Source organism: Actinoallomurus sp. NPDC052274 (genome assembly GCF_040679475.1).
GTDB lineage: Bacteria > Actinomycetota > Actinomycetes > Streptosporangiales > Streptosporangiaceae > Actinoallomurus > Actinoallomurus liliacearum.
Genome location: NZ_JBFAUT010000071.1, coordinates 1 through 23,149, shown reverse-complemented (window position 1 = coordinate 23,149; position 23,149 = coordinate 1). Strand labels below are relative to the sequence as shown.

Below are 23,149 nucleotides of genomic sequence, written 5' to 3'. Positions count from 1 at the left end.
GAGGAAGAGGTCTTTCTGGCGCGCACAGACTCCACCCGTTCTCCAAATATCGACGCATGTCATGCCAGATTCACCTTCCTTCTCCCGGAGCACACCAAGACGGCCACGCCCCCAACGTCAGATGACGGCGCCCTCAACGCCAGACGACGACTTCGACGCAATCCCCCTCGCTATGGCTGGACTTCCGCCACCCGGAGTCGTCGTCGAGCGGGTCGGCCATCCCAAGCCCTCCGGCGGCGGACTCGGGCCTCCCGTCCCCCGTCGTCCGGTCGGCCACGGGCACTTCATCCGTAGCCGTGCCGGTCTGTGAGGCGGGCCCCTGCGGCGCGGGCGGGGCGGGATGCCGTGGGCCCTCGTCCGGCCGGTTCACCACCCGATAGATCGGTGCCGCCGCGACCGTCTCCGCGTCGCCTTCGCCGGCCGGCGGCAGGGCGGCGGCGAACCCGCGTGCCCCGGGCGCGGTCAGCGGGAAGTCCCGCAGCACCACGCTCGCGTCGACCACCGACTCGATGTCCCGCAAGTACCGGGCCGGCATCGGCTGCGACGGGTCGAAGACGCCCCCCGCCATGATCCCGTCGGTCTTGACGGCCGAAGACCGCACCAGCCCGCGGAACAGCGACAGCACGTCCCGGTACTCGTCCCGCAGGCCCAGGTAGTGGAACAGTTCGTGCAACAGCTCGACGGTGAAGTCGTCCGTCCCCCAGTGCCGTGCGTCCGGCCGGTCCAGCCTCAGGTCGGGAGCGTCGGCCGTCCGGCCCGGCCGGATCTCGAGGGCCTCCGGGTGGTCGGGGTCGACGACCAGCTTCACCGCGAAGAAGGCCTGGTCCTTCGAAACCGGGAGCTCATATCCCTGGTTCGCGTACTGGTCGATCATCCGGTTCAGGGACCGCTGTATCGAAGCAACGTCGTCCGCGCCCACCCCGAACATCGGCTTCACCGGCACGACGACGACATGGTTACGGACCCACGCGCCGTTCGCCGCCTGGATCCGCTGGACGTTGATCCGGATCTGCGTCGCCCAGCCCGAGACGCGTGGAGTCCCGTCCGCCACGCTGAAGTCGGCCTTGGCCTCGAAACTCTCCGTCTCCACGTGCATCACCGGCGCGGCGAGCCGCCGGGCCCGCCAGTCCGCGCTCGCCGGCTTCTCGACCTTTGCAGCGGGTTCCACGATCGGCGCCGCCACACCACCCGTAGGCCGAAGACCGCGCCCAGGCCCCGACGACCACGCCGGCTCCGCCGACACGATGGACCTGGGCCGGCTGAACTGCGGAAGGGTGAGAATCTCCTCCAGCGTCGTCTTCTGCAGGTACCCCGAACCGGTCGAGGGCGGATCGTAAGGAGCGGCCGTCCGCCGTCCCGGCTCATCCTCGGGGAAGTTCCAATGACTCAGCGCCTCATGGCGCCCCTGCGCGTCGCGTGTTCCGAGCGCCAGCAAGACGTGGGCGCCCCCGTTGATGATCACCAAGTGCCCGGCGGGCAGGTCGGGCGTGACCAGGTCGGTTCGAGCATCACGTCGGTGCCGCATCGGCTCGCCGGCGGTCAGGGAGCGCATCAGCGTGGCGCCATAGGTCTCGACCCCCCGCAGTGTCGCGGCCATGGCGTCCCGCCCGCCGTTCAGCGCCGCGCGGTACGTCTCGTCCGCCGCCTGAGACGCCTCACCGTGGATCCGCCTCAGCCAGTCCCGGTCGACCGCACCAGACCAGTGCGCCGTGTAGAGGATGGCCTCCCAGCAGTTCATCCGGCCGAGTTCCGTCGGCGCGGGCCCCTGTCCGCGGACCCACCGCGCGAAGTCATTGGGCGTGCCGTTCCTCGATGTCGCAGAAACCTGGAATCCACGGCTCTGGTCGGGCAGCACCGGCGGAACCCACCGGTAGAAGCCGATCGACCCCTCCGCGACCCGCAGTACCCGACGCGTCCAGTTCCGTACCCGGGCCCGATCAAGCGGGTAGACATCCGACGCCGGAACGCTCGCCGCCGGCCGCAGATCCGACGGCGCGGACGGGACGGCATGGGACGGCAGGCCCGGCTCCCGGCCCACGTCCGCACCGGGCTCGAGCCCCCGCGGCGCGGATGCGCCGGGGTGGGCCGGTGCGTCATCGGCCCGGCCGACCACCTTCAACGCCTCCGGGTCGTCGGCTCCCGGGGCAGGCGATCCCGGCGCGCCCAGCGGATGATCACGTAGGACCGCGGTGGCGTCGACCACCGATTCGATCAGGCCCAGGAGCCGCTGCGGCATCTCCTGTGACAGGTCGAACACGCCGCCCGTCATGGGACCGTCCGCCTTGACCGCCGAAGACGTCATCGCACGCCGGAACACGGCCGACGGGTCTCGATACTCATCACGGAGACCCAGGTAATGCAGCACCTCGTGCAGCAGTACCACGGTGAAGTCGAGCAGGCCCCAATGCCGGGCGTCCGGGCCGTCCAGTTCGAGGTCCGGTGCGTCGGCCGTCCGACCCGGCCGGATCTCGATGGCCTCCGCGTGGTCGCGAGCGATGGCCAGCCTCACGTCCACATGCAACTGGTCCTTCGACCTCGGAAGCTCGTAACCCCGGTTCACGTACTGGTCGAGCGCCCGCTGCAGCGCGTTCGCCAGCACATCGACGTCGCCTCCGGTCACGCCGAACATCGGCTTCACCGGCAACGCGAGCACATGGCGACGAACCCACCGCCCGTTACCGGCCTGAATCCGCTGGACGTTCGCCCGGATCAGGGTCTCCCACCCCGACGCCTTCGGTTTCCCGGCCACCGAGAAGTCGATCTTCGGGTCGAAGCGCTCCGTCGCGACCCTCGCCACCGGGGCCCCGGCCCGCCGATCCCGCCAATCCGCACTCGCCAGGACATCGGCCTTCGTGCCCGGCCCGTCCTTCTCGCCCGGCGTCGCCGAACCCGCGGGTGCACCGTCGGAGGTGGGCAGGTCCCGGTGGCCGCGGACCACGACACCGGTGAGCGGGTTGACCGTGGGCGAGAACGCGGATTTCACCAGATTCGCCATGCCGTCGTGGAAGCTCTCCCCGGGGTGCTTGGAGAACATCCGCACGCGCCACTGGTGTTCGCCCGGGATGAGGCGTTCGACGCGCGCCAGGTGGGATACGGCGCTCTCGATCGCGTCCTCGCGCTCCTGCTCCGCTTCCGCGCCCTTGGCCCGGATCAGCGCCTCGGCCAGGTCGAGGTAGGCGAGCACCTCCGGATCATGGCCGAGGCCTGCGCCCTCCTGCCAGGCGATCTCCGCGCGCAGGTCCTCCGCCATCTCCCGCAGTTGGTCCGCCGCGTAGTGCGTCAGGGTGTGCTGGACGGCGCCACGACGCGTGAGGTCCCGCATTCCGCTTCGGGAGAAGTTCTCCAGAGTGATCTGGTGGGTGCCGTCCTCGCTGGCGAGCACCACCGTCGCGAATTGGTGACGGATGGGGCTGTCGACCGTGCCGCCCGGTTTGGCGAAGTTCTGTGCGAGGCTCGGCCGCCCCTGCGCGTCGGGGGCGGCGATGGACTGGACCACATACCCCTCGCCCACTTCGGCCCACGCGTACTCGTTGACGCCGATACGCCGGGCGGCCTGCGACAGGGCGTCACGTCGCGGGTCGTCGGTCTCCCCGACGGCCAGCGCGCTGCCATACCTCTCGCCGGGGAGCGGGCCGCCCTCCCCACCGGCCGGCCGGCGATCGCGGCTCAGGTGCGCCGCCGCCCACTCCGGAGCCACCTCCTCCGGCCGGATCTCCCCATCGGCCGCCTGAGCCAGGGCCTCGGCGAGGTGGTGAGTGCCGGTGACCTCCGCGTCGTCGGACGCGTTGATCGGCGCGGCGGCGACCCGGCCGCTGTCCGGATCGCGGAACACCATCGACGACGGGCGATCACCGCCGGTCACCAGGTCGGCGAAGTCCCGGCTGTCCTCGGCGGTGGACTGCCCGGACTCCGTCGGGAAGACCGGAGTGACCTGGAACAGCCGGCGAATCCCGCCATCCTCGGTGGGAAGAACGATGGACAGGTCCCCGTCGACCTCGAGACGCACCCCGGCGCCCGCACGGACCAGTTCGGCCGACGAACGTGCGACGGCCTCGGCCGTCGCGAACACCTGCTGTCCTGAGACGCCGTCCTCGACGGCCAGCGTACGGTCCCCGGAGATCCGCAGCCGGGGCCGGGCGAAGGTGCTCACCTCGACGTAGTTCTGCGTATGCACGAGGAACAGCGGGCGGCTGGGCACGTTCATCAACGCCCGCGGCACCTGCCAGCGAGGGACCTGCGTACCGGGTGCGCGGAAGAGCACACCCGTGCCGCGCCTGTCGATGATGCCGTAGTCATCCGTCGTCAGCGGCCTGGGCCACCGTGCCGCGATCGGAGTCCCCGCGGCCGGTGCGGCCTCACGACCGGCGCCGGCCGGGCGACCCCGATCGGGCCAGCTGACCATGCGGAAGCCGACATGCCGCCCCGTGTGCGCGCTGAGCAGCGCCGCCGCGTTCCAGACCCAGTGCCGCACCTCGTTCGGCGAGTTCGGGCCACGCGAGTACATGTAACGGCCGGAATTGTCGTCGACCACCCACTGCTGGAGTTCCTCGTCCCACCAGAACTCACCCGAAACCCTCGACGAACCCTCTTTCGCATCGCCATTCGCAGCGAAATCCGCGCCTATTCCCGGGTGCCCGATACGACCCCAACGCTCATCAAGGGTCTCCCGAGCCGCATCGTCATCCAGCTCGGCAAGAGTCGGATCCGACGCCCGGAGGTCGGCCAACTGCTCCGGCCCCAGAAGCCGGCCCGGCGTCTCACTTCCGACCACCACCCGGCCATCGGGACGCACCGTGTACAGCCATACCGCTTTCCGGTTTCCGGTCAGCACTGACGGCGGTACGTCCTCGAGCAGGGACCAGAGGGGATTCAGCCGTAGATCTGCCTGGTCGTCCAACTCTCGAGTCCGCAACCGATCCGGGAAGACCGCCTCTCCGAAGGCTCGGTCGAATTCCGCCGGCGGATCCGCCAGCGCGAGCGGGGCACCCGGAACCGACCACGCCGGCGCCATGGACGCGATGGTCAGCTGCACCCCGGACCGTTCGACCAGGTCATCCAGCGTGATCACCCGCAGGGAGTCGGTCCGGTCCGAGGCGTCCGCGGAGTCCGCGACCCAGTAGCCGACCAGTCGCAGCTCGCCGTTCTCGTCGCGGGCGCCCAGGGCGATCCCGCTATGGTCAGCGGAGCTGATGTGCACCAAATGGCCGACCGGAATGTCGGGCACCACCGAGCCGGTCGCGGAATCGAGATAATGCCGGGTCTCCGAACCGACGTGCATGCGGTTCCGGAGCGCCTCGAAGTACGCTCCCCCGCCCTCCTCGAAGGCATCTTCGTCGTCCATGCCCGTGTTGATCGCGTTGTAGTAGGCGTTCCGCGCGGCCCGCGCCATCTCTTCATGAGTCCTGTCCAGCCACGCCTTGTCGACGGCGCCCACCCAGTAGGCGATCAACAGGAACACCTCCCACATGTCCATCGCGCTCGCCGCGTTCGGAGCGGGGCCATCGCCGCGGATCCAGCGCGCGAAGTCGTTCGCCACGCCGTCTGCTTCCCCGGCGATCTTCCAGCCGTCCTGCGGATCGGGTCCTGAGTCCACCCGGCGGAAGGAGCCGATCGATGCCTGCGCGGCCCGCGTCACGCGATCCACCCAGTTCGGCGTCACCGCCGGATCGACCGGATACACCTCCGCCGCCGGAACGCGCGGTCCCGGACGCAGACCCATCGGTGCCTTGGGCGCGGGATGGGGCGGGGCCGCCGGGGACCGGTCGAGCAGGTCCCGAGCGTGCTCGTCGGGGAACCTGCCCTGGTAGGCCACTGCCGTACGGAGCTCGTCCTCGCTCAGCGGGGCGATGCGACGGTACCGCCCCCAGTTGTCCACGTAGTCCAGTGCCGGATCGTGGTCCGAGATCTCGTCCAGGGCGATCTGGGCGCCACGCATCACCTCGTGGAAGCTGTGGTGGTCCGCCGACAGCATCGCGCCCAACAGCGCCAAGCGCAGCAGGCCCAGGTCGACGTCCACGCCCCGCCACCGGCGGGGCATGCGTGCCAGGTTGTGGATGAACAGGTACGCGGAGCCCGACGTGCCGGTCCTGACCAGCCCGCCGGTCTTCTCCGACAACTGCTGGAAGTCGCTCTTCATCAGCAGCGTGTGGTTCTTGTCCGCGCCGACCCACGGCAGGGACTCGCCGTCGCCGACCATCAGGCGCTCGTTCGCGCTCAGCGGTGGCCGTACCTGTGACGCCTGCCGCTTCGTACGCAGCAGTTCCGCCGACGCCGCCGCGATCGCCGCCTCCTTGGCCGCGGGATCCAGGTCCGACTCGCCGATCTCCTTGAGACGTTCCTCGAATGCGACGCGGGTCTCGGTGGGTACCCGGTCGGCGCGCTCGGTTCTGATCTCCGCGGCCGGCTCCTGCGAGCCCCTCAGCAGGTGGGGGACCAGGCCGTGGCTCACCCCGTTGAACAGGAAGGCCACCCTTTCCCGGAGGTTCCCCGCGTCCACCACCTGCTGCAGCCGGTCGATCGACGTCCCCACGACACCGGCCACCCAGGTGTCCTCGGAGCCGTACTCCGACCGGCGATGCTCCGGTGTGCGCGACCAGAGGTTCCGCACGACCGTGCCGAGGTGCTCGTTGACCGCCTCGTGCTCGGACAGGTGGACGGCGAGGCGCTCTTCGAACCGGAACGCCTCCTCCATGTACCGAATCTGGGCCAAGACGGATGGGGGCGCGTCCTGGGGCACGAAGGGCGCTGTCCGCGTCCGGTCCTCGGACGCCCGTGAAGCCGGGTCCGGCGAATCGGCCGCGGGGCGATTCTCGGACTGCTGCGGCGCGGGTGCGCCGGGATGGGCCGGCACGTCATCGGCCCGGCTGACCATCTCCGACGCCTTCGGATTGTCGGCTCCTGGTCCAGGCCTGTCCGGCGCGTTCAGCGGGTGGTCGCGCAGGACCGCGGTGGCGTCGACCACCGACTCGATGATCTCCAGATGACGCGACGGCATCTCCTGTGACGGGTCGAACACACCTCCGGCCATCAGACCGTCCGTCTTGACCGCCGAAGACGTCGCCGCGCGCCGGAACACCGCCAGCAGATCCCGGTACTCATCCGGCAACCCCAGGTAGTGCAGCACCTCGTGCAGCAGTTCCACGGTGAGGTCCCCCAGGCCCCAATGCCGCGCGTCCGGACCACCCAGTTCCAGGTCCGGTGCGGCGGCCGTCCGGCCCGGCCGGATCTCGACCGCCTCAGGATGACCGGGGGCGTCGACCAGCTTCACCTCGACGTGCAACTGATCCTTCGACTTCGGAAGCTCATAACCCCGGTTCACGTACTCGTCGAGCACCCGGTTCAGCGACGCCTCCATCACCGCGACGTCACGCTTGTGAACCCCGAATATCCGTTTGACCGGCAGTACGATGACGTGGCGACGAACCCACTGCCCGTTACCGGCCTGAATCCGCTGCACATTCGCCCGGACCAGCGTCTCCCACCCCGACGCCTTCGCCGTCCCGGGCAACCCCTCGGAGAGCCGCTGCCACGCACGGCCCTGGATCGTCTTACCCGATCGTGACGCACGGCCCGGCAGGTTCGAGACGAACCGTCGCAATTCACGACCCGGAGCCGCTTGATCCGATCCCAGCGCACGGCCCGGCGCCCGTCCCGGCAGGAAATCGATCCTCGGGTCGAAACGCTCCGTCGCGACCCGCACCACCGGCGCCCCGGACCGCCGATCCAACCAATCCTCACTCGCCGGAAGATCCGCCCTCTTACCGGGCGCCACCACCGGCACGGGCGCGGCCTGAGCTCTGGAGTCCTGGAGCGAAGCGGCCACCGTACGTGAATCCGACCACGCCGGCGCCGCGGACGTGACGGTCGCGGAAGGACGGAGTCCGGGCAGCAACTCCTCGATCGTCGTCTTCTGGGTGTAGCCGGTTGCGCGCGAACCGAAAATCCGCCGCCGGAACGGCATCGACGAACCACCCGATGGGGCCGTCCAATGACTCAGCACCTCCTGCCGCCCCTGGGCGTCACGAGTGCCGAGCGCCCACGCGACATGCCTCCCGCCGTCGTCGATGAAGACGAGATGTCCCGCAGGGACATCTGGCGTCCACAAGCGCGTCCGCGGATCTCGACGATGTTCGGTGACCTCGCCGACGGCCATCGAGGCCAGCAGCGTTTCGTAGTACACGTCGAATGCCTCGCCCTCCGCGGCGGGTTCATCCGATCCGTCGGCGACCAGTCCGTCGAACACCCGCTTCGCCGCTCGAGCCGCCTGGTCGTGAATCGATTCCAGCCATGCCTTGTCGACCGCGCCGACCCAGTACGCGGTGAACAGGGGGAATTCCCAGCAGTTCATCGCGCTCAGCCACGACGGCGCAGGTCCCTCGCCGCGGAGCCACCGGGCGAAGTCGTTGGGGCCCCGATCCGTTGGGACGTCGATCCGGAAATCGTCGTTCGGGTCCGGACCCGAGGGCACCCACGTGTAGAAGTCGACCGACCCCCTGCCGGCCAGCAGCGCGCGATGGTTCCAATCCCGAACCATCGCCGGATCGAACGCGTAGACGTCCGCGGTCGGAACGTTCGAGGCCGGATGCAGATCCGTCGGCGCCTTCGGCGCGGAATGGCGCTCGGACGTCGGGGACCGGTCGTCCAGCTCCGACCAGACCGGTTCCAAAGAGTCGATCGTCATGCCCTCGGGGAGTTTCTGGAGCAATTCCTCCAGCGTCGTCCGCTGGACCGTCCCGAGCCCATCGGCCCCCCTCGACGGATGAATCCAGTGGCTCATGACCTCTTGGCGCCCGAAGTGGTCACGTGTGCCGAGCGCCAGTACGGCGTGCCAGTCCCCGCCGAGGATGACGAAGTGCCCTGCCGGAACGTCCGGAGTGACCAGGCCGTTCTCGATCCGGTGCCTGGTCGGCGTACCCCTGGTGGCGCGACGGAGCAGTTCGCGATGGTAAGCCGTCTCTGCTCGGTCTTTCGCACGGTCCCGGGTGTGCCCCGCGGCTATCGCTCGATGGAACCTGATATTCGCCGCACGAGTCGCCTCATCGTGGGCACTTACCAACCATTCCTTTTCAAGCGCTCCGGACAAGTATGCGGCGTACAGGATTGCTTCCCAGCAATTCATCGCGTCGGTCGGCTGCGGCGCAGGCCCCAGACCGCGAATCCATACGGCGAACCCGTTGACCCGTCCATCGCTCGGCCGCACGCTGATGTTGAAGCCGTCATCCTCATCAGGCCAGGACCTTCCCCAGCGGAAGGAGCCGGCCAAACTCCGCATGGTCTCCAGGACGCGGTGCGACCGATCGCTCGCCGTCCCTGTGTCTTCGCCCGGACTGGGCGGAGCGGCATGGGTCGGCACGTCATCGGCCCGGCCGACCACCTCTGACGCCTTCGGATTGTCGGCTCCGGGTCCGGGCCTGTCCGGGGCGTTCAGCGGATGGTCGCGCAGGACCGCGGTGGCGTCGACCACCGACTCGATGATCTCCAGATACCGCGACGGCATCTCCTGTGACGGGTCGAACACACCCCCCGCCATCAGACCGTCCGCCTTGACCACCGAAGACGTCGCCGCACGCCGGAACACCGCCAGCAGATCCCGGTACTCATCCGGCAACCCCAGGTAATGCAGCACCTCGTGCAGCAACTCCACGGTGAGGTCCCCCAGGCCCCAATGCCGCGCGTCCGGACCACCCAGTTCCAGGTCCGGTGCGGCGGCCGTCCGGCCCGGCCGGATCTCGACCGCCTCAGGATGACCGGGGGCGTCGACCAGCTTCACCTCGACGTGCAACTGATCCTTCGACTTCGGAAGCTCATAACCCCGGTTCACATACCGGTCGAGCGCCCCCTGCAGCGCGTTCTCCAGCTCACCGACGTCCCTCGCGGTCACCCCGAACATCGTTCTGACCGGCAACGCGATCACATGACGACGAACCCACCGCCCGTTACCGGCCTGAATCCGCTGCACATTCGCCCGGACCAGCGTCTCCCACCCCGACGCCTTCGCCGTCCCGGGCAACCCCTCGGAGAGCCGTCGCCATTGGCCCCCCTGGGCCCCCTCGAGCGCACGGCCCGGGGCTTGTCCCGGCAGGAAATCGACCTTCGGGTCGAAACGCTCCGTCGCGACCCGCACCACCGGCGCCGCAGCCCGCCGATCCAACCAATCCTCACTCGCCGGAAGATCCACCCTCTTACCCGGCGCCGCCACCGGCACCAGCGGTGCCTGAACCCTGGGGTCCTTGAGCGAAGCGGCCACCGTACGCGGATCCGACCACGCCGGCGCCGCGGACGTGACGGTCGCGGAAGGACGGAATCTGCCCAGCAGCTCCTCGATCGTCGTCTTCTGGGTGTGGCCGGCGTCGCCCGAGATCCGCTGCCGGAACGGCATCGGCGAGCCGGCCGATGGGTAATCCCAATGGCTCAGCACCTCCTGCCGCCTCTGGGCGTCACGAGTGCCGAGCGCCCACGCGACATGCTTACTGCCGTTGATGAAGACGAGGTGTCCCGCAGGGACATCCGGCGTCAGCAAGCCCGTCCGCGGATCTCGACGATGTTCGGTGACCTCACCGACGGTCATCGAGGCCAGCAGCGTTTCGTCGTACACGCCGAGTGCTTCGTTCGCCGCGGCGCGTTCAGACGATCCGTCGGCGAGCAGCCCGTCGAACACGCGCTTCGCCGCTCGGGCCGCGTGGTCGTGAATCGATCCCAGCCATGCCTTGTCGACCGCGCCGACCCAGTACGCGGTGTACAGCGGGAATTGCCAGCAGTTCATCGCGCTCAGCCACGACGGCGCAGGTCCCTCACCACGGAGCCACCGGGCGAAGTCGTTGACTCCCCGGAATGTTGGGATCATCATCCGGAAATCGCGGTCCGGGTCCGCGCCCGAGGGCACCCACGTGTAGAAGTCGACCGACCCCGTACCGGCCAGCAGCGCGCGATGATTCCAATCCCGAACCATCGCCGGATCGAACGGGTAGACCTCCGCCGCCGGAACGCTCGAGGCCGGACGCAGATCCGGCAGCACGCGCGGCCCCGAGAGGCCAGGGGACGCGGGTCCGAGGGCATGCGTCGGGGCGCCACCCGAATCGCCGACCGTCAGGTCCCGCGGCGAGGCGACGAGCCTGGAGGGCGAACCGAAAATCTGCTCCAGCAGTGGGTACAGATGCGGCTCATAAACGCTGAGCCACTCAGGGTGGTTATGCCGCTCACTTCCTGTATACGGATCAGTCCCGCCGTTCACCGAGAAGAACACGTTGACGGCTTGAGCGAAGAACTTACCGACGTTGTACATCGAATAGTTCTTCAGATCCGGGCGCGAGGGATGGCTTACCCCGTCAGGCCACCATTCGACGGTGTGGGCTGCTCGCTCCAGTTTCGCGTTGAACACCGCCTGCACGAGGTTCTGCCCCTCTGGCTTCAGCCCATAAAAGAGAATCGCATGCGCGATCTCGTGCACGGCGGCAGAATAACCGGCCGGGAAGGAATCAGGGCCCGCCTCGGAGTCCGCACCGATGACAGTGGGCGCGCCTGTGAGGTTCTCCTCCGGAATCACCGACAGGATGTAGCTCTCGGAAAGAGAGTATGCCCGCACATGTTTCCACAGCCGGGGGTATCCCCTCATAACGGGACTGTCGGGGTCCTTATCGGCGAAGACCGAAAGATCTGTGATCGGCGTGGTTCTTGGAAGGATCAGCGCCCGCGCGCCCGCTCTGAGCAGGTTCTCCGCAACCTCCTCATTAATCAGCATCCTGCTCAGAATCGCGTGGAAACTGGACTGTGCCGTACCCGGATCGTCCAACCCGGGAACCACCCACGTCATCAGATGCGCCACCGCGGCCGCGAAATCACGCGCCGGCATCAGATCCCGCATCCGGCGCACCACGTCAGGGTCTGACGCTATTCTCTCCCGCGCCTGCATGGACATGGAGCGCAGCACCGCATCCTGCTCATCCGGCTCCATCTCCACGAACTCGCGGTAATCGAATTCCGCCTGCCCGGTCGGCGCGCCCGCCCCCGTGTGTTCGCCTGGACTGGGCGGAGCCGCGTGGGCCGGGTGGTCGTCCGGCAGGCCGACCACCGTGTCCGCCTCGGCAGCGCCCTCACCGGTGCCCGCGCCGGGTTGCTCGGTGACGGCCGAGCCGTGTGAGTCCCCCGAGTAGCCGTACAACACCGCGGTGCTGTCGACGACGTCCTCGATGGTGCGCAGATCGCGCTTCGGGATCGGCTGGGAGGGATGGAACGGCGCGTCCGACATCGGGCCGTCCTGATGGACCGCAGGGGACTTCGCCGACTTCCGGAACAGCGACGATGCGTCGGGATATGCGTCGAGCAGCCCGGCGTGGTGCAACGCCGCCTCGTGCATCACGGCATGGATGTCGTCCTCAAGACCCCACTCACGCGCGTTCGGCCCTGCCGGGGTCCTGCCCGCCCGAAGGGTGATGGCCTCGGCGTGGTCGGGCCAGATGACCAGTTGCACCTCGATGTGCAACTGCTGCCCCGACTTCGGGAGCGCGTAGTAGCGCTCGTTCAGATAGACGTCGAGCTCCTTGTTCAGCTCCTCCGCGTGTCGCGCGACGGCAGCGGGGTCGACGCCGTTCTCCGGCTTCACCGGCAGGGCCACGACGTGGCTCCGGACCCACTGCCCGTTGGGGGCCTTGATCAGCTGCACGTTCTCGCGGACGAGCACCTGGCGCCCGACGTTCGGGTCGCCGCCCGGCGGAGGAGTGACCTGCAGGAACCGAGGTCCCGCGTCGAACGCACGCTCTGTCGCCACCCTGGTCACCCGGGCGTGGGACCGCAGGTGCTCCCACGTCGCGAACGGCGCCGGCCGGGCGACCCGCGTACCCGGTTCGGAGACTTCGCTCATCGCGCCCTGGTCGGCCCAGGCAGGGGCCATCGAGGTGATCGGTGACTCGACGCCGGCCTCCTGCAGCAGCTCCTCGATCGTCGTGATCGGCTGCGATCCGGGCGGCTGCTCGCCGCTGTGCGTCGCGGGCTCCGCCGCCGAGGACGGGGGAAGGCTCAGCACCTGCTGACGCCCTTCGGCATCGTGGGTGCCGAGCGCGAGGCCGATGTGGCGGGTGCCGTCGATCGCCACCCAGTGACCACGCGGAATCGGCGGCGTCACCGTGGAATCCGGACCGAGCCCATGCTCGGTGGCCGGGCCCGTACGGACGAGGCGCATGATCCTGTCGACGTACGCCTGGTGCGCCCGTTCGTACGCGTCGGCCTGCCCGAGCCCGTCGGTCGTCGCGGCCGCGAAGGCGGTGAGGGCGGCGTCGGCGGCCGCGTCGTGGACACGGACCAGCCAGTCCCGGTCCACCGCTCCGGCCCGGTAGGCCGTGAACAGGATCGCCTGCCAGGAGTTCATCGATGCCGTCGGCGTCGGTTCGGGTCCGTCCCCCCGGATCCACCGCGCGAAGTCGTTCGGCGAGCCCGACGAGTCCGTCTCCGCGATACGGAACCCGTCGTCCGGGTCGAGACGCGGCTCTCCTCCCGGCCGATAGGCGCCGACCGACTCCTGACCGAGCCGCACCACGTGATCCAGCCGGGGATCGACCTGCCCACCCGACGACGAGCCCGGCGCGGGCGGCGCGTAGTGCGGTGGCATGTCATAGGGCCGGCCCACCACCGGATATCCCTGCCCCTGGCCGTACGGGTCCTGTCCGTACGCGGTGTCGTATCCGTATCCGTAGGACGAGGCGAGATTCGCGGCCGTCTGCGCCGGAGGCAGCCAAGCCGGCCTCGCGGATTCGATCGTCGCGTCCGGCGCCAGGGCGGGAGGCGCGCCGGGCACCAAGGGCGTCGACGCTGTGGCCATCACGTCTTCGACCGTCGTCAGTTGCCAGAAGCCATGTGACTCGACGGTGAGCTGACCGAGCGGTCGCCTGTTGGGGTACCACCACAGGCTCAGGACCTCATTGCGGCCCTGCGCATCACGCGTGCCGAGGGCGAGCATGACGTGGCCGAAGCCGTCGAGCAGGACCAGGTGCCCACGCTGGAAACCGGGCTCCACCAGGCCGGTGTTCGGATCGATGGAGTGACCGACCCTGGCGGCAGGAGGGGCGATCTGGTTCTCGAGTCGGTCGATGTACGCGGCCGATCCATGGTCGCGGCCACGACGAGCGGCCCTGATCGCGGCTCGAGTCGCGATCGCGTGGATGCCGTCCAGCCATTCCTTGCTGACGGCACCGGCCTGGTAGGCGACGAGGAGGATCCCCTCCCAGCAGTTCATCGTGCCCGATGGCCCCGGCTCAGGTCCGCTACCACGGACCCACCGGCCGAAGTCATTGGGCCGGCCCCACACGGTCTGTTCGCCGATCTGCCAGCCCGCCTCCGGATCGGCGTCCGAGGACCCGCGCCACTGGTACAGGCCGACCTGCTGAAGCCCGGCCTGCACGACCTGCTCCGCGAGGAGATCCCGGACGGCCGGCGATTCCGTACCACCGGTGGAATCGCCGCCCCAGCCTGTCCCGGCCGTCTCATGGATCTGCCAACCCGCCTGCGGCTGGGACTCCGGGTACCCCCACGACTGGTGGTGACCTCCCGATCGGCGGCTTCCCGGCGGCGCGGGTGCGGCGGCGTGCGCCGGCGTATCGTCCGGATCGCCTACCACCGCATACGGCGACGGCGACGGGGTGGCGGCATGCGCCGGGGCGTCGTCCAGGTCACCCGGGGACAACACTTCGGGCCGGTCCGGTGATTCGGCGGTCAGGACGTCGTCGAAGGTCGCCGGGTCGACGGCGTGGATCCGCCCGGCCGGGTCCGCCCAGTGGCTGCGTACGGTGCCGTTGGGCCGGTGGACGTCGAGCCGGACGTGCGCGCCGAGTTCGAACGCGACGTCGCGGGCGAGGTGGACCGGGTCCAGGCTGAGCATCGCCACGTCCGGCGGCAGCTCCGCGGGGGCGCCGGCCTCGTTGTCGCGGCGCAGGGCGTGTGCCCGGTTGACCTGGCCGATGATCGCGGTGATCTCGTCCTCGACGGAGTGGGGCAGGCCATCGGTCAGCCGGTCGCCGGTCCAGGTGAGCCGCTGCTCGTACCGGGCGGGGAGGGTGAGCAGGCCGGGGTCGGGCTCGTGAGCCGAGAAGCGCAGGTCGTCCCGGATGGTCTGGGCCGCCCACTGCAGGATGGTGCGGTACTTCCGGACCTGCGCGTCCGGACCGACCGTGAGCACCAGAGGACGGTCGCCGCCGGTCTGCTCGCGGATGTGGGTGACGAGGCTCTGGTGGGCGCGTGCGGGGGTGTAGCCGTGGCCCGCCGCGTCGGCCAGCAGCGCGAGCAGGTCGAAGCGGGGCGCGGCGTTCAGTCCCTTCCACGCCTGTGGGTCCACCCGGTTCCCCAGGTCCTGCTCGCGCTCCCGCCGCTGCTCGTCCACGGCCGCGCGCAGTTCCGCGTACTGCGCCTCGAAGATCTCCACGTACACGTCGCCGGTGACCGGGTCGCTGCGGAGCGGGTCGCCCACGTTGTGGGACTCGCGGAACAGGTGGTGCCGGGTCTTCTGCGCCTCGAGCCGGAACTGGCCGCGCATGCGCACCAGCAGCAGCGAACCGAGTTCCTTGGCGTGCTGCTCGCGGCGGTAGTTCTCGGTGCCGGCGCTGTTCTGGTTCGCGGAGGTGACGCGGCCGGCCGCGTCGGTCAGCCCCCAGCTGCGGTCCGGATGCTGCGGGTCGAGGACACCGCTGCCGCCGACGGCGACGTCACCGGTGACCCGGGCCAGGTCGGAGCTGTTGTTCGCGGTGGTGCCGCTCTGGTGCTTGATGTACCGGCCGGTGCCGGTACCGCCGTCGGCCATCCGCCCGATGACCTGCGCGTCGAACAGGTCACCCCGCAGCCACATCGTGGCGCGTTCGCTGGAGTGGCCGGGGATGAACAGGTTGTCGGCCAGCTTGTACCGCTCGCCGCCGATCGCGTTCCGCAGGTGGTTGGTCAGGTGCGACCGCGACAGCAGGGTCGGCAGCGACAGGCTGGACCGGGTCCCCGGATCGTTCGCCTGGGCGCCGAGGGCCTTCTCGTACCAGTGCGGGCCGAACAACGCGCCCAGCATCCTGCGGGAGGCGGGCAGCAGGTCGTCCAGCACGACGCCGGTGACGTACGCGTTGCCGGGCAGCTTGCCCAGCGGGATCAGGTCACGGACGTTCTCCGGGCCGCGGAGCGTGCCCGCCTCCGCCAGCGCGTGCGGCACTTCGAGGTCCAGCGTGCCGGCCACAGTGGTCTGGGCCACCGCCCCGTGGCGGGTCCACTTGTCGAGGCCGGACAGCAGCAGGTTGTTCAGCGGCCGGCCGGACATCTTCAGCCGCCGGACCGTGACCGTCAGCTCGTGCTCGAAGCGCACCGCGTAGTGGTTCGCCCAGTCGTAGACGGTCTGCTCGCTGACCGCGTTCTCCGCGCGGGTCGTGCCGCGATGGTGCCCCACCGAGGTTCTCAGGTCGGCCGGGCCGCTCGCGTGCGCACCGCCGGCGGACAGCTTCGCGAACATCCACGATTGCGAGCCGTCCCGGGACGTGGACTTGGACGTCGGGACGTAACCGTGGGAGTAGACCTCGATGCCGGTGTTCCACCGGTAGTCGTGCACCTCCGGCCGGGAGGTCAGCACGTCGGTCAGGTTGATCTCGATCACGTCGGTCAGGAACCAGCCGACGGGGTTGACGAGGTAGAGGGAGTAGCCGTCCTTGGCCAGGAACTCCTCCCACATCGCCTGGTCGCGGCCCTCGGCCAGGATCGCCTGCAACGCGTCGACGGAGCCCTGCATCCGGCCGACGCGGCGGCCCTTGCCGTTCCAGATCTCCGCGCCGGCGGCCAACAGGCCGGGGGCGACCCGCTCGATCTCGTCCCGGACGATCTCGTAGGTGGTCCGCCCATCGGGGTACTTCAGCTCATGGACGCCGGAGTGGCCCAGGAACCGGCCGCCCGGGTCGTCGCGGGTCAGGTACTCCGGCAGCTCCATCAGGTCGTACGGCCGCCGCGGGTTCCCGAGCCTCTGCCGGAACCTCTCGTTGAACCGCTCACGGATCCCCAGCGAGGTGATCGGCGTTCCGCCCAGCGTGTGCAGCTCGGCCAACGTTCCGGCCAGCGGGCCACGGTTGATCTTGACCCCGGTCGGGAGCTCGGGGACCTCGTCGTGCCAGCGCATCAGGGTCTGGGCGACCACGTCGCCGCTGAGCCGCAGCCTGCCGTTCCGCCAGTCGTTCAGCGCCTCCGCGAGCCGCTGGTCGGTGAGCGGCTCGCGGCCCTCCGCGTACGCGACGACGTCGTCGGGCATCCGCGGGTGCAGGTACGGGTCGTACGGGTCGCGCAGGCCGTGCCCGAATGTCGTGTTGAACTGCTCCCTGACCTGCGCGTCCAGCACCGGGGCGGCACCGGTCACGTGCATCCGCGCCAGCGAGTGCGCCAGCTTGCCCCGCGATACCCGCCTGTCCTTCGGCAGGCCGGGCGCCTCGTTCTTCCAGCGCATGAGGATCTTCGCCGCCAGGTCACCGCTCAGCTTCAACCTGCCGGTGTGCCAGCGGAGCATCGCGTCCTTGAGCTGACGGTTCGAGATCGGCAGGCGGCCCTCGGCGTACTGGGTCAGCGCCTCCGGCTCGGGCAGCAGGAACACCATGGTGCGGGGATCCATGTGCTCGGTGTGGTGCGCCGAGCTGCCGGGGACCAGCTTGGAGTGCTTCTCCCGGCGGCTGGAGACCGCGAAGTCCACCGTGGTCTCGAAGGAGTACACGCGGTTGAAGTTGAGCTGGAGGAGCTCCTTGCCGCCGGTGCGCCCGGAGGTCTGCGACGTGTTGTGCTGCCAGTGCCGGTTGAGGTCCGTCTCGGCGGTGAGGCTCGCGAGCCCCGCCGTATCGCCGGCGGCGATGTCCAGCTGGTCCCAGCTCCAGCCGACCGAGCCGGAGTCGGTGAGGCTGCTCTGGGCCAGGAACAGCTTGATCAGGCCCAGCACGAACTTGTCGCCGGTCGCGCCGGTGAACCTGGTCGGGCCCAGGTCGCCCCGGATGTCCATCGCGCCGAACGTGTCGCGGAAGATGCCCGGCTCGAAGGGACGGTCGGTCGTGTACTCCCCGTTCAGGATCTCCTTCAGATGCGCCCGCATCTCGATCGTGCTCGTGAAGGTGTCCCGGGCCGCGGACGCCGTACCGGCCGGATCGGTCATCCGCCCCAGCGCCGCGACCGCGTCCCGGACGCCGGTGGTGTCCACGAAGTAGACGACGCCCTGTTCGAGGACCCCGGCCGGCGTCGGTCCCTCCGATATCGGGCCTTCCTCGGTGCCGAGCGGCAGTAGATAGGCGAGGGCGGTCTGGTTCTCGACCTTGATCGGGTCCGGGTCGCGGCGGCCGTTGCGGACCCTGCCCTGCACACCGGAGTGCTGGTACTCGACGGTGATCTCATAGTCGCTGGTCAGCGCGAACTCGTCGACCTTGCCGGGGTACTCCAGGAGTTCGGGACGGTTGTTGAGGAAGCCCACCGCGTCGGAGGCGCCGACGCTCCGCTGGAACTCGACGCCCATCATCGCCGTCTTGAGCGACTGGAAGAGCCCCTTGAACTTGAAACCCGCCGCGACCTTCCGCGAGTGGCCGACGGACGCACCCGCGCTGTCCATGCCCATCGCCAGGTTCACCGTGTGGAACTGTTCCGTACTGCGGATGAACTTCGGCTCGCGCGCGGGGTTCTTCCGCGCCTTGATGGTGACCTTCGCCGAATCGACGTCCAGGTCCACGCCCATGCCACCGCGCCGCTTGCGGAGCGTGAACGTCATGCCGTCCTGGTGGATCTGGTCGTAGTGGGAGTCCAGGCCACGGCTGGAGACCATCTTGTCGAACAGCTCTTCGCTGTCGACCAGGCTGTCGAGCCTGTTGCCGTGCCCGTACCACGTGTACCCCTCGAACGGATCGTCCCCGTCCGCGGGCAGGAACCCGGTCCTGGACAGCTCGGCCGTGAGCGCGTTCCGGATCTCCTCGACGGTCTCTTCGGCCACCATGACCAGACCCATTCCGACGCCCTTGCCCTCCGCGACGTAGTGCGGCACGGGCTTGGTGTCCGGGTCGTTCGGGCCCCGGCCGGTGCCCCGGATCGCGTCCGGCTCGTACGGCACGGTGCCGCCCTGGGCCGGCGGGTTCTTCAGCGCCTCCCGGTCGACCGGCAGACCGTGCTCGTACGCGGCCGCCTCCGGCACCCGGACCAGCGCCCTGCCGGGGACCGGGCCGGTCGTCCTCGGCGCCCGCTTGTCCTCGTCACCACGGACGCTGACCGTCGCCCGATGCGTGAACGACATGTCGTACGCGGTGGTGTACGAGATGTCACGCGGCACCAGCACGTGCAGACCGGTCCGCCCGGCCGAGATCCCGTCGGTGTTCGACGACGAGTACGACAGGTAGCCGGCGATGCCCAGGCCGGCCTTCTCCAGCCCCGTGACCGGCGCCCCCAGGTCGACCTCGGCGCTCGGGAACGTCAGCGCGCTGGCGTTGCCGATGGTGTGGCCGCCGCTCCAGCCGTCGATGGCGGTCCGTACGTTCTCGATGTGCGACTTGTCGCTGGTCGCACCGACCCGCGGGGCGCCGGCCAGCCGCTCGGACCGCACCGACACCGCCGCCACCGGCCGCCCATGCTCGCTGTGCAGCCTGAACCGGTACCCGCGAGCGGTGTTGACCGCCGCGTCCAGGTGCATGTCCAGGTTCCACAGCTTCTGCAGCAACTCCTGACGGATCGAGCTGCCCATCGGCAGCGGCAGCCCCTTCTCCCGCAGGGCCGCCGCGATCTCGTCGAACAGCCGGGGGAGGTTCGTCAGGCCGGAGGCCGAGAAGTACGACGGCAGCTTGTCGACCTTGACCGCCTCACCGGTCGCGATCACCTGGTCCGACGGGGACTTCTCCAGATAGTGATCCGGAATCCAGAGGAACAGGCGCTCGTCGGTCGGGTCGTCCAGCCGTTGGACGGGCGTCCGTGCCCAGCTCTGCTCATCGTCCGTACGCACCTTGAACGACCACTTCGCCGTGTAGGCGATCAGCTTGTGCGGGGTGCGGTTGTCCTCGACGTGACCGCCCTCGGCATCGGCGATGTGCGTGTCGGACCGGTTCGACTGGTTGGCCGTCCCGGAGATCGAGGCGCCGCCCCTCACGATCACACCGGGCGCCACGGGGACACCGACGCTCGCCGAGAGCGCGCCACGGGTCGCCCCCAGCTGCCCGCTCTGCGACTGGGCGTGCGCACCGGTCGCGAACACCGAGTTGATGCTGCCGACCGCCTGGTGCCCCCCCTCCACCGGAGGCAGGCCGGGCGGCGTGAGCGTGGCACCGGCCGGGTTCTGCTCCTCGTACGGATCAGTGGCATCGAGGGTGACCAGCACCTCGCCATCGCCGATCGGCACCTGCAGGCCGCTGTCGCCGGTCTCGCCGGCCGCGTCGTGCATGCCGAGGTACCGGTAATTGGACAGCAGGCGTTGCGTCAGCAGGGCCAGCTCGTTCTCGGTGTAAGTCACCCCGGCCTCGTCCAGCGCCTGCCGGATCCGCCGCAGCAGCGCCGGCATCTGCGGCAGGGCAGCACGCGGCACACCGATCGAACGGACCATCGGATCCGCGATCGGCTCCACCGCGGGCGGCTCCGCCGTAGGAGGCGTACTCCCCGGAGGAGACGGCGGCACCGGCGGAGGCACGTCCTCGGCAGAGGGTGCGGCCGCCGCAGGAGGCTGCCTCTCGCTCTCCGGCATCACGGAGGTGGACGGGGAGGGGCCCTGGCCCGCCTCGACCTCCGAGACGAGGCCGTCACGGACCGGTCGGTTCAGGAGCTTCGACAGCGGCTCGGCCAGACTCGCGCCACCGTCGATCCGAAGATGCGGGATCAGGCCGAACGCGCGGTGGTCGATCGCCGCCAGGCGTGGGGCAGTGGTCAGTGCCGGGGCCCCGCCGGCGCCGGCGACCGACTCGGGCGCATCCGCCACGGGCTTCGACTGCGGCTCCGCCGCCGATTCGGCGGGCATACCGGAAGTCATGGCAGGACTCTCACCGGCGTTCTTCGGACCGGCCGTCGATCGCCAGATGCCGGCCGGCCGGCCACTCGCCGTCGCGGCGCTCGCCTGGTCGCGCAGGAAGGCCCCGGAGTCGGGCAGGGTGCGGACCCGGCCGGTGAGGTCACCGTCCGGCCCATAGGTGTACCAGCCGTCGTTCGGCGCGTCGTCGATCCGCAGTCCGCCGTCCGGCTCCCGCCGCAGCGTCCCGGCCACCAGATCACCGGTCGGCAGCGACAAGACGTCGCCCCACGGTCCGGTCACCGGCGCGCCGAGAATCGGCGCGACGGCGAACGCGAACGAATGCGCGTCATCGGCCAGCAGGACGACGGGAACACCCGGCGCGTACTCGGGCTGCTCCTGGATCCACGCGGCGAACTCGTCGGGAGCCATCAGGGCGGACTGACCGTCGACGACGAAGCCGTCATCGCCGTCATCGCTCGGCTCGATCCGGCCGGAGACGACCACCCGATCGCCGGTCGCCGGGGAACTCACCGCCGCGTCCGGTGCCGAGGGCGATCGACCGTTCTCCGGCGCCGAGTGATTCGCCGGGCTTACCGGGCTTACCGGGCTCAAGCGGCTCAGGGGAGTTTTGGGACTGCGGGGGCTCGGCGGACTCACCGGGCTCAGCGGCGAGGTTCCCGTGTGGGAGTCGTTCTGTATGGGTGCAGGGCCATCGGCCACGGAGGTCTCCGCGGCCGCCGGGGGCAGGGTGCCCGGCCGGTGCGTGATCCAGCCGCCACCGGCTGACGAACCGCCGGAATCGGGCGTCAGGACGGGCCCGCCGAGATGGGTGGCGACGACGTCCGCGAAGGAGGGTCCGCCCCCCGGACTCGGCCTCCCCACCCCGGGGATGCGCAGAACGACCGGCTCGCCCGGTTCGTACGTCGTGTTGCGAGCGATCCACCGCGCCGTCTGCTCCGGGTTCCGGGCGCCGCCCCCGACATGGACGGTGAACGACCCAGCGTCGTATTCGCCATGGACGACCGGAATCTCCGGGTCCTGGTGGACTCCCTCTCCGCCACCGAACCTGGTCGGCGGGCCGTCACCGTGGTCATCGGCCGACGGCATCGCCGCCTGCAGACGCGCCTCGGCCTGCTCCACGCGCTTCTTGGCGGCCATGACCTGGGACGCCCAGGCGGACGACCCTTCTCCCGCGTTCTTCCACCGCTCGCGCATGGACGCCAGAGCCGTCCGCGCGTCGCGCAGCTCACCGAGAGCCGCCCCGGCATCATCCGGACCCGGATCCGCCGTCCGTGGTCCGGTCTCCGGCTCGGCCACCGATTCGGACGTACGCGGCTCTCCACTGACGGCCTTCGAGCGCGGCCCGGCGCTTCCCGGACGACCGGTCGCCTTCGCGCTTGCCGGCCTCGAATCCTGGGGCGCGTGCGGAGTGAGGGTGTCGCCGACGGACGTACTCGCCTGCGGCTTGGCCGATTGGGACCTGGTGTCCGACGGTGCGGGAGAATCCGCGTTCGACTCGGGACCGGCGGGATTCGGACTCCGGTCCCCCTCGCGGGGATTCTTCAGATCGTTCTTGATGAAGGACCACTGCCGCTGATCATCGAGGTACTGGGCAAGCTCTCGATGCACCATTTCGACGGACTTTTGACCACCGAAGATGTACGCCCGGTAAGTCTTGCCGTAGAAGCGCGAAGCCTCATCGGCCGAAAGCCCGTACTTCTCAGTTACCTGATCGACTCCCTGGGTCGACTTACGCGCCAACTCGTCAAGCTTCTTACCCTCGTCGCCGAGCCTTTTTTCCAGCCGCTGGGCAGTCAGGTCGTCACTGGCGAGCCGCTGGTTCAACCGTTCGTCCAGCGCCGTCACGGCCTCGGCACCACCGGCCTCATGCGCCTTGACGAACTCCTGCCCCCACTCCTTCGCCTCAGACGGACTCAAACCACCGTCCAGCGCCCGCTTCTCGGCAACCGCACCGACCTGATCCGCCGACGCACGCGGCCCCCCAGGCGAAACCACGCCATCGGACCGCACTCCCCCAGGCCGCGGAGCCCGAGCATCATTCAGCAAACTCTCCAGCCGCTGAACACTCACATCATCACTGGCGAGCCGCTGATTCAACCGCTCGTCCAGCGCCGTCACGGCCTCGGCACCACCGGCCTCATGCGCCTTGACGAACTCCTGCCCCCACTCCTTCGCCTCAGACGGACT

At 69.7% G+C, this 23,149-nt stretch carries 2 protein-coding genes; one reads left to right on the top strand and one right to left on the bottom strand.

Going from position 1 to position 23,149, the window contains the following annotated elements; translation table 11 throughout:
- Positions 1-133: 133 nt before the first annotated feature.
- Positions 134-21,472, bottom strand: coding sequence for a hypothetical protein (locus tag AB0K82_RS38380; RefSeq protein ID WP_364406767.1), 21,339 nt, complete (start codon positions 21,470-21,472; stop codon positions 134-136).
- Positions 21,473-22,564: 1,092 nt separating this feature from the next.
- On the opposite strand from AB0K82_RS38380, the gene AB0K82_RS38375 reads away from it, so the two are divergent.
- Positions 22,565-23,149 (top strand): hypothetical protein (locus AB0K82_RS38375; protein WP_364406764.1); only part of this gene is annotated, 585 nt, incomplete at its 3' end.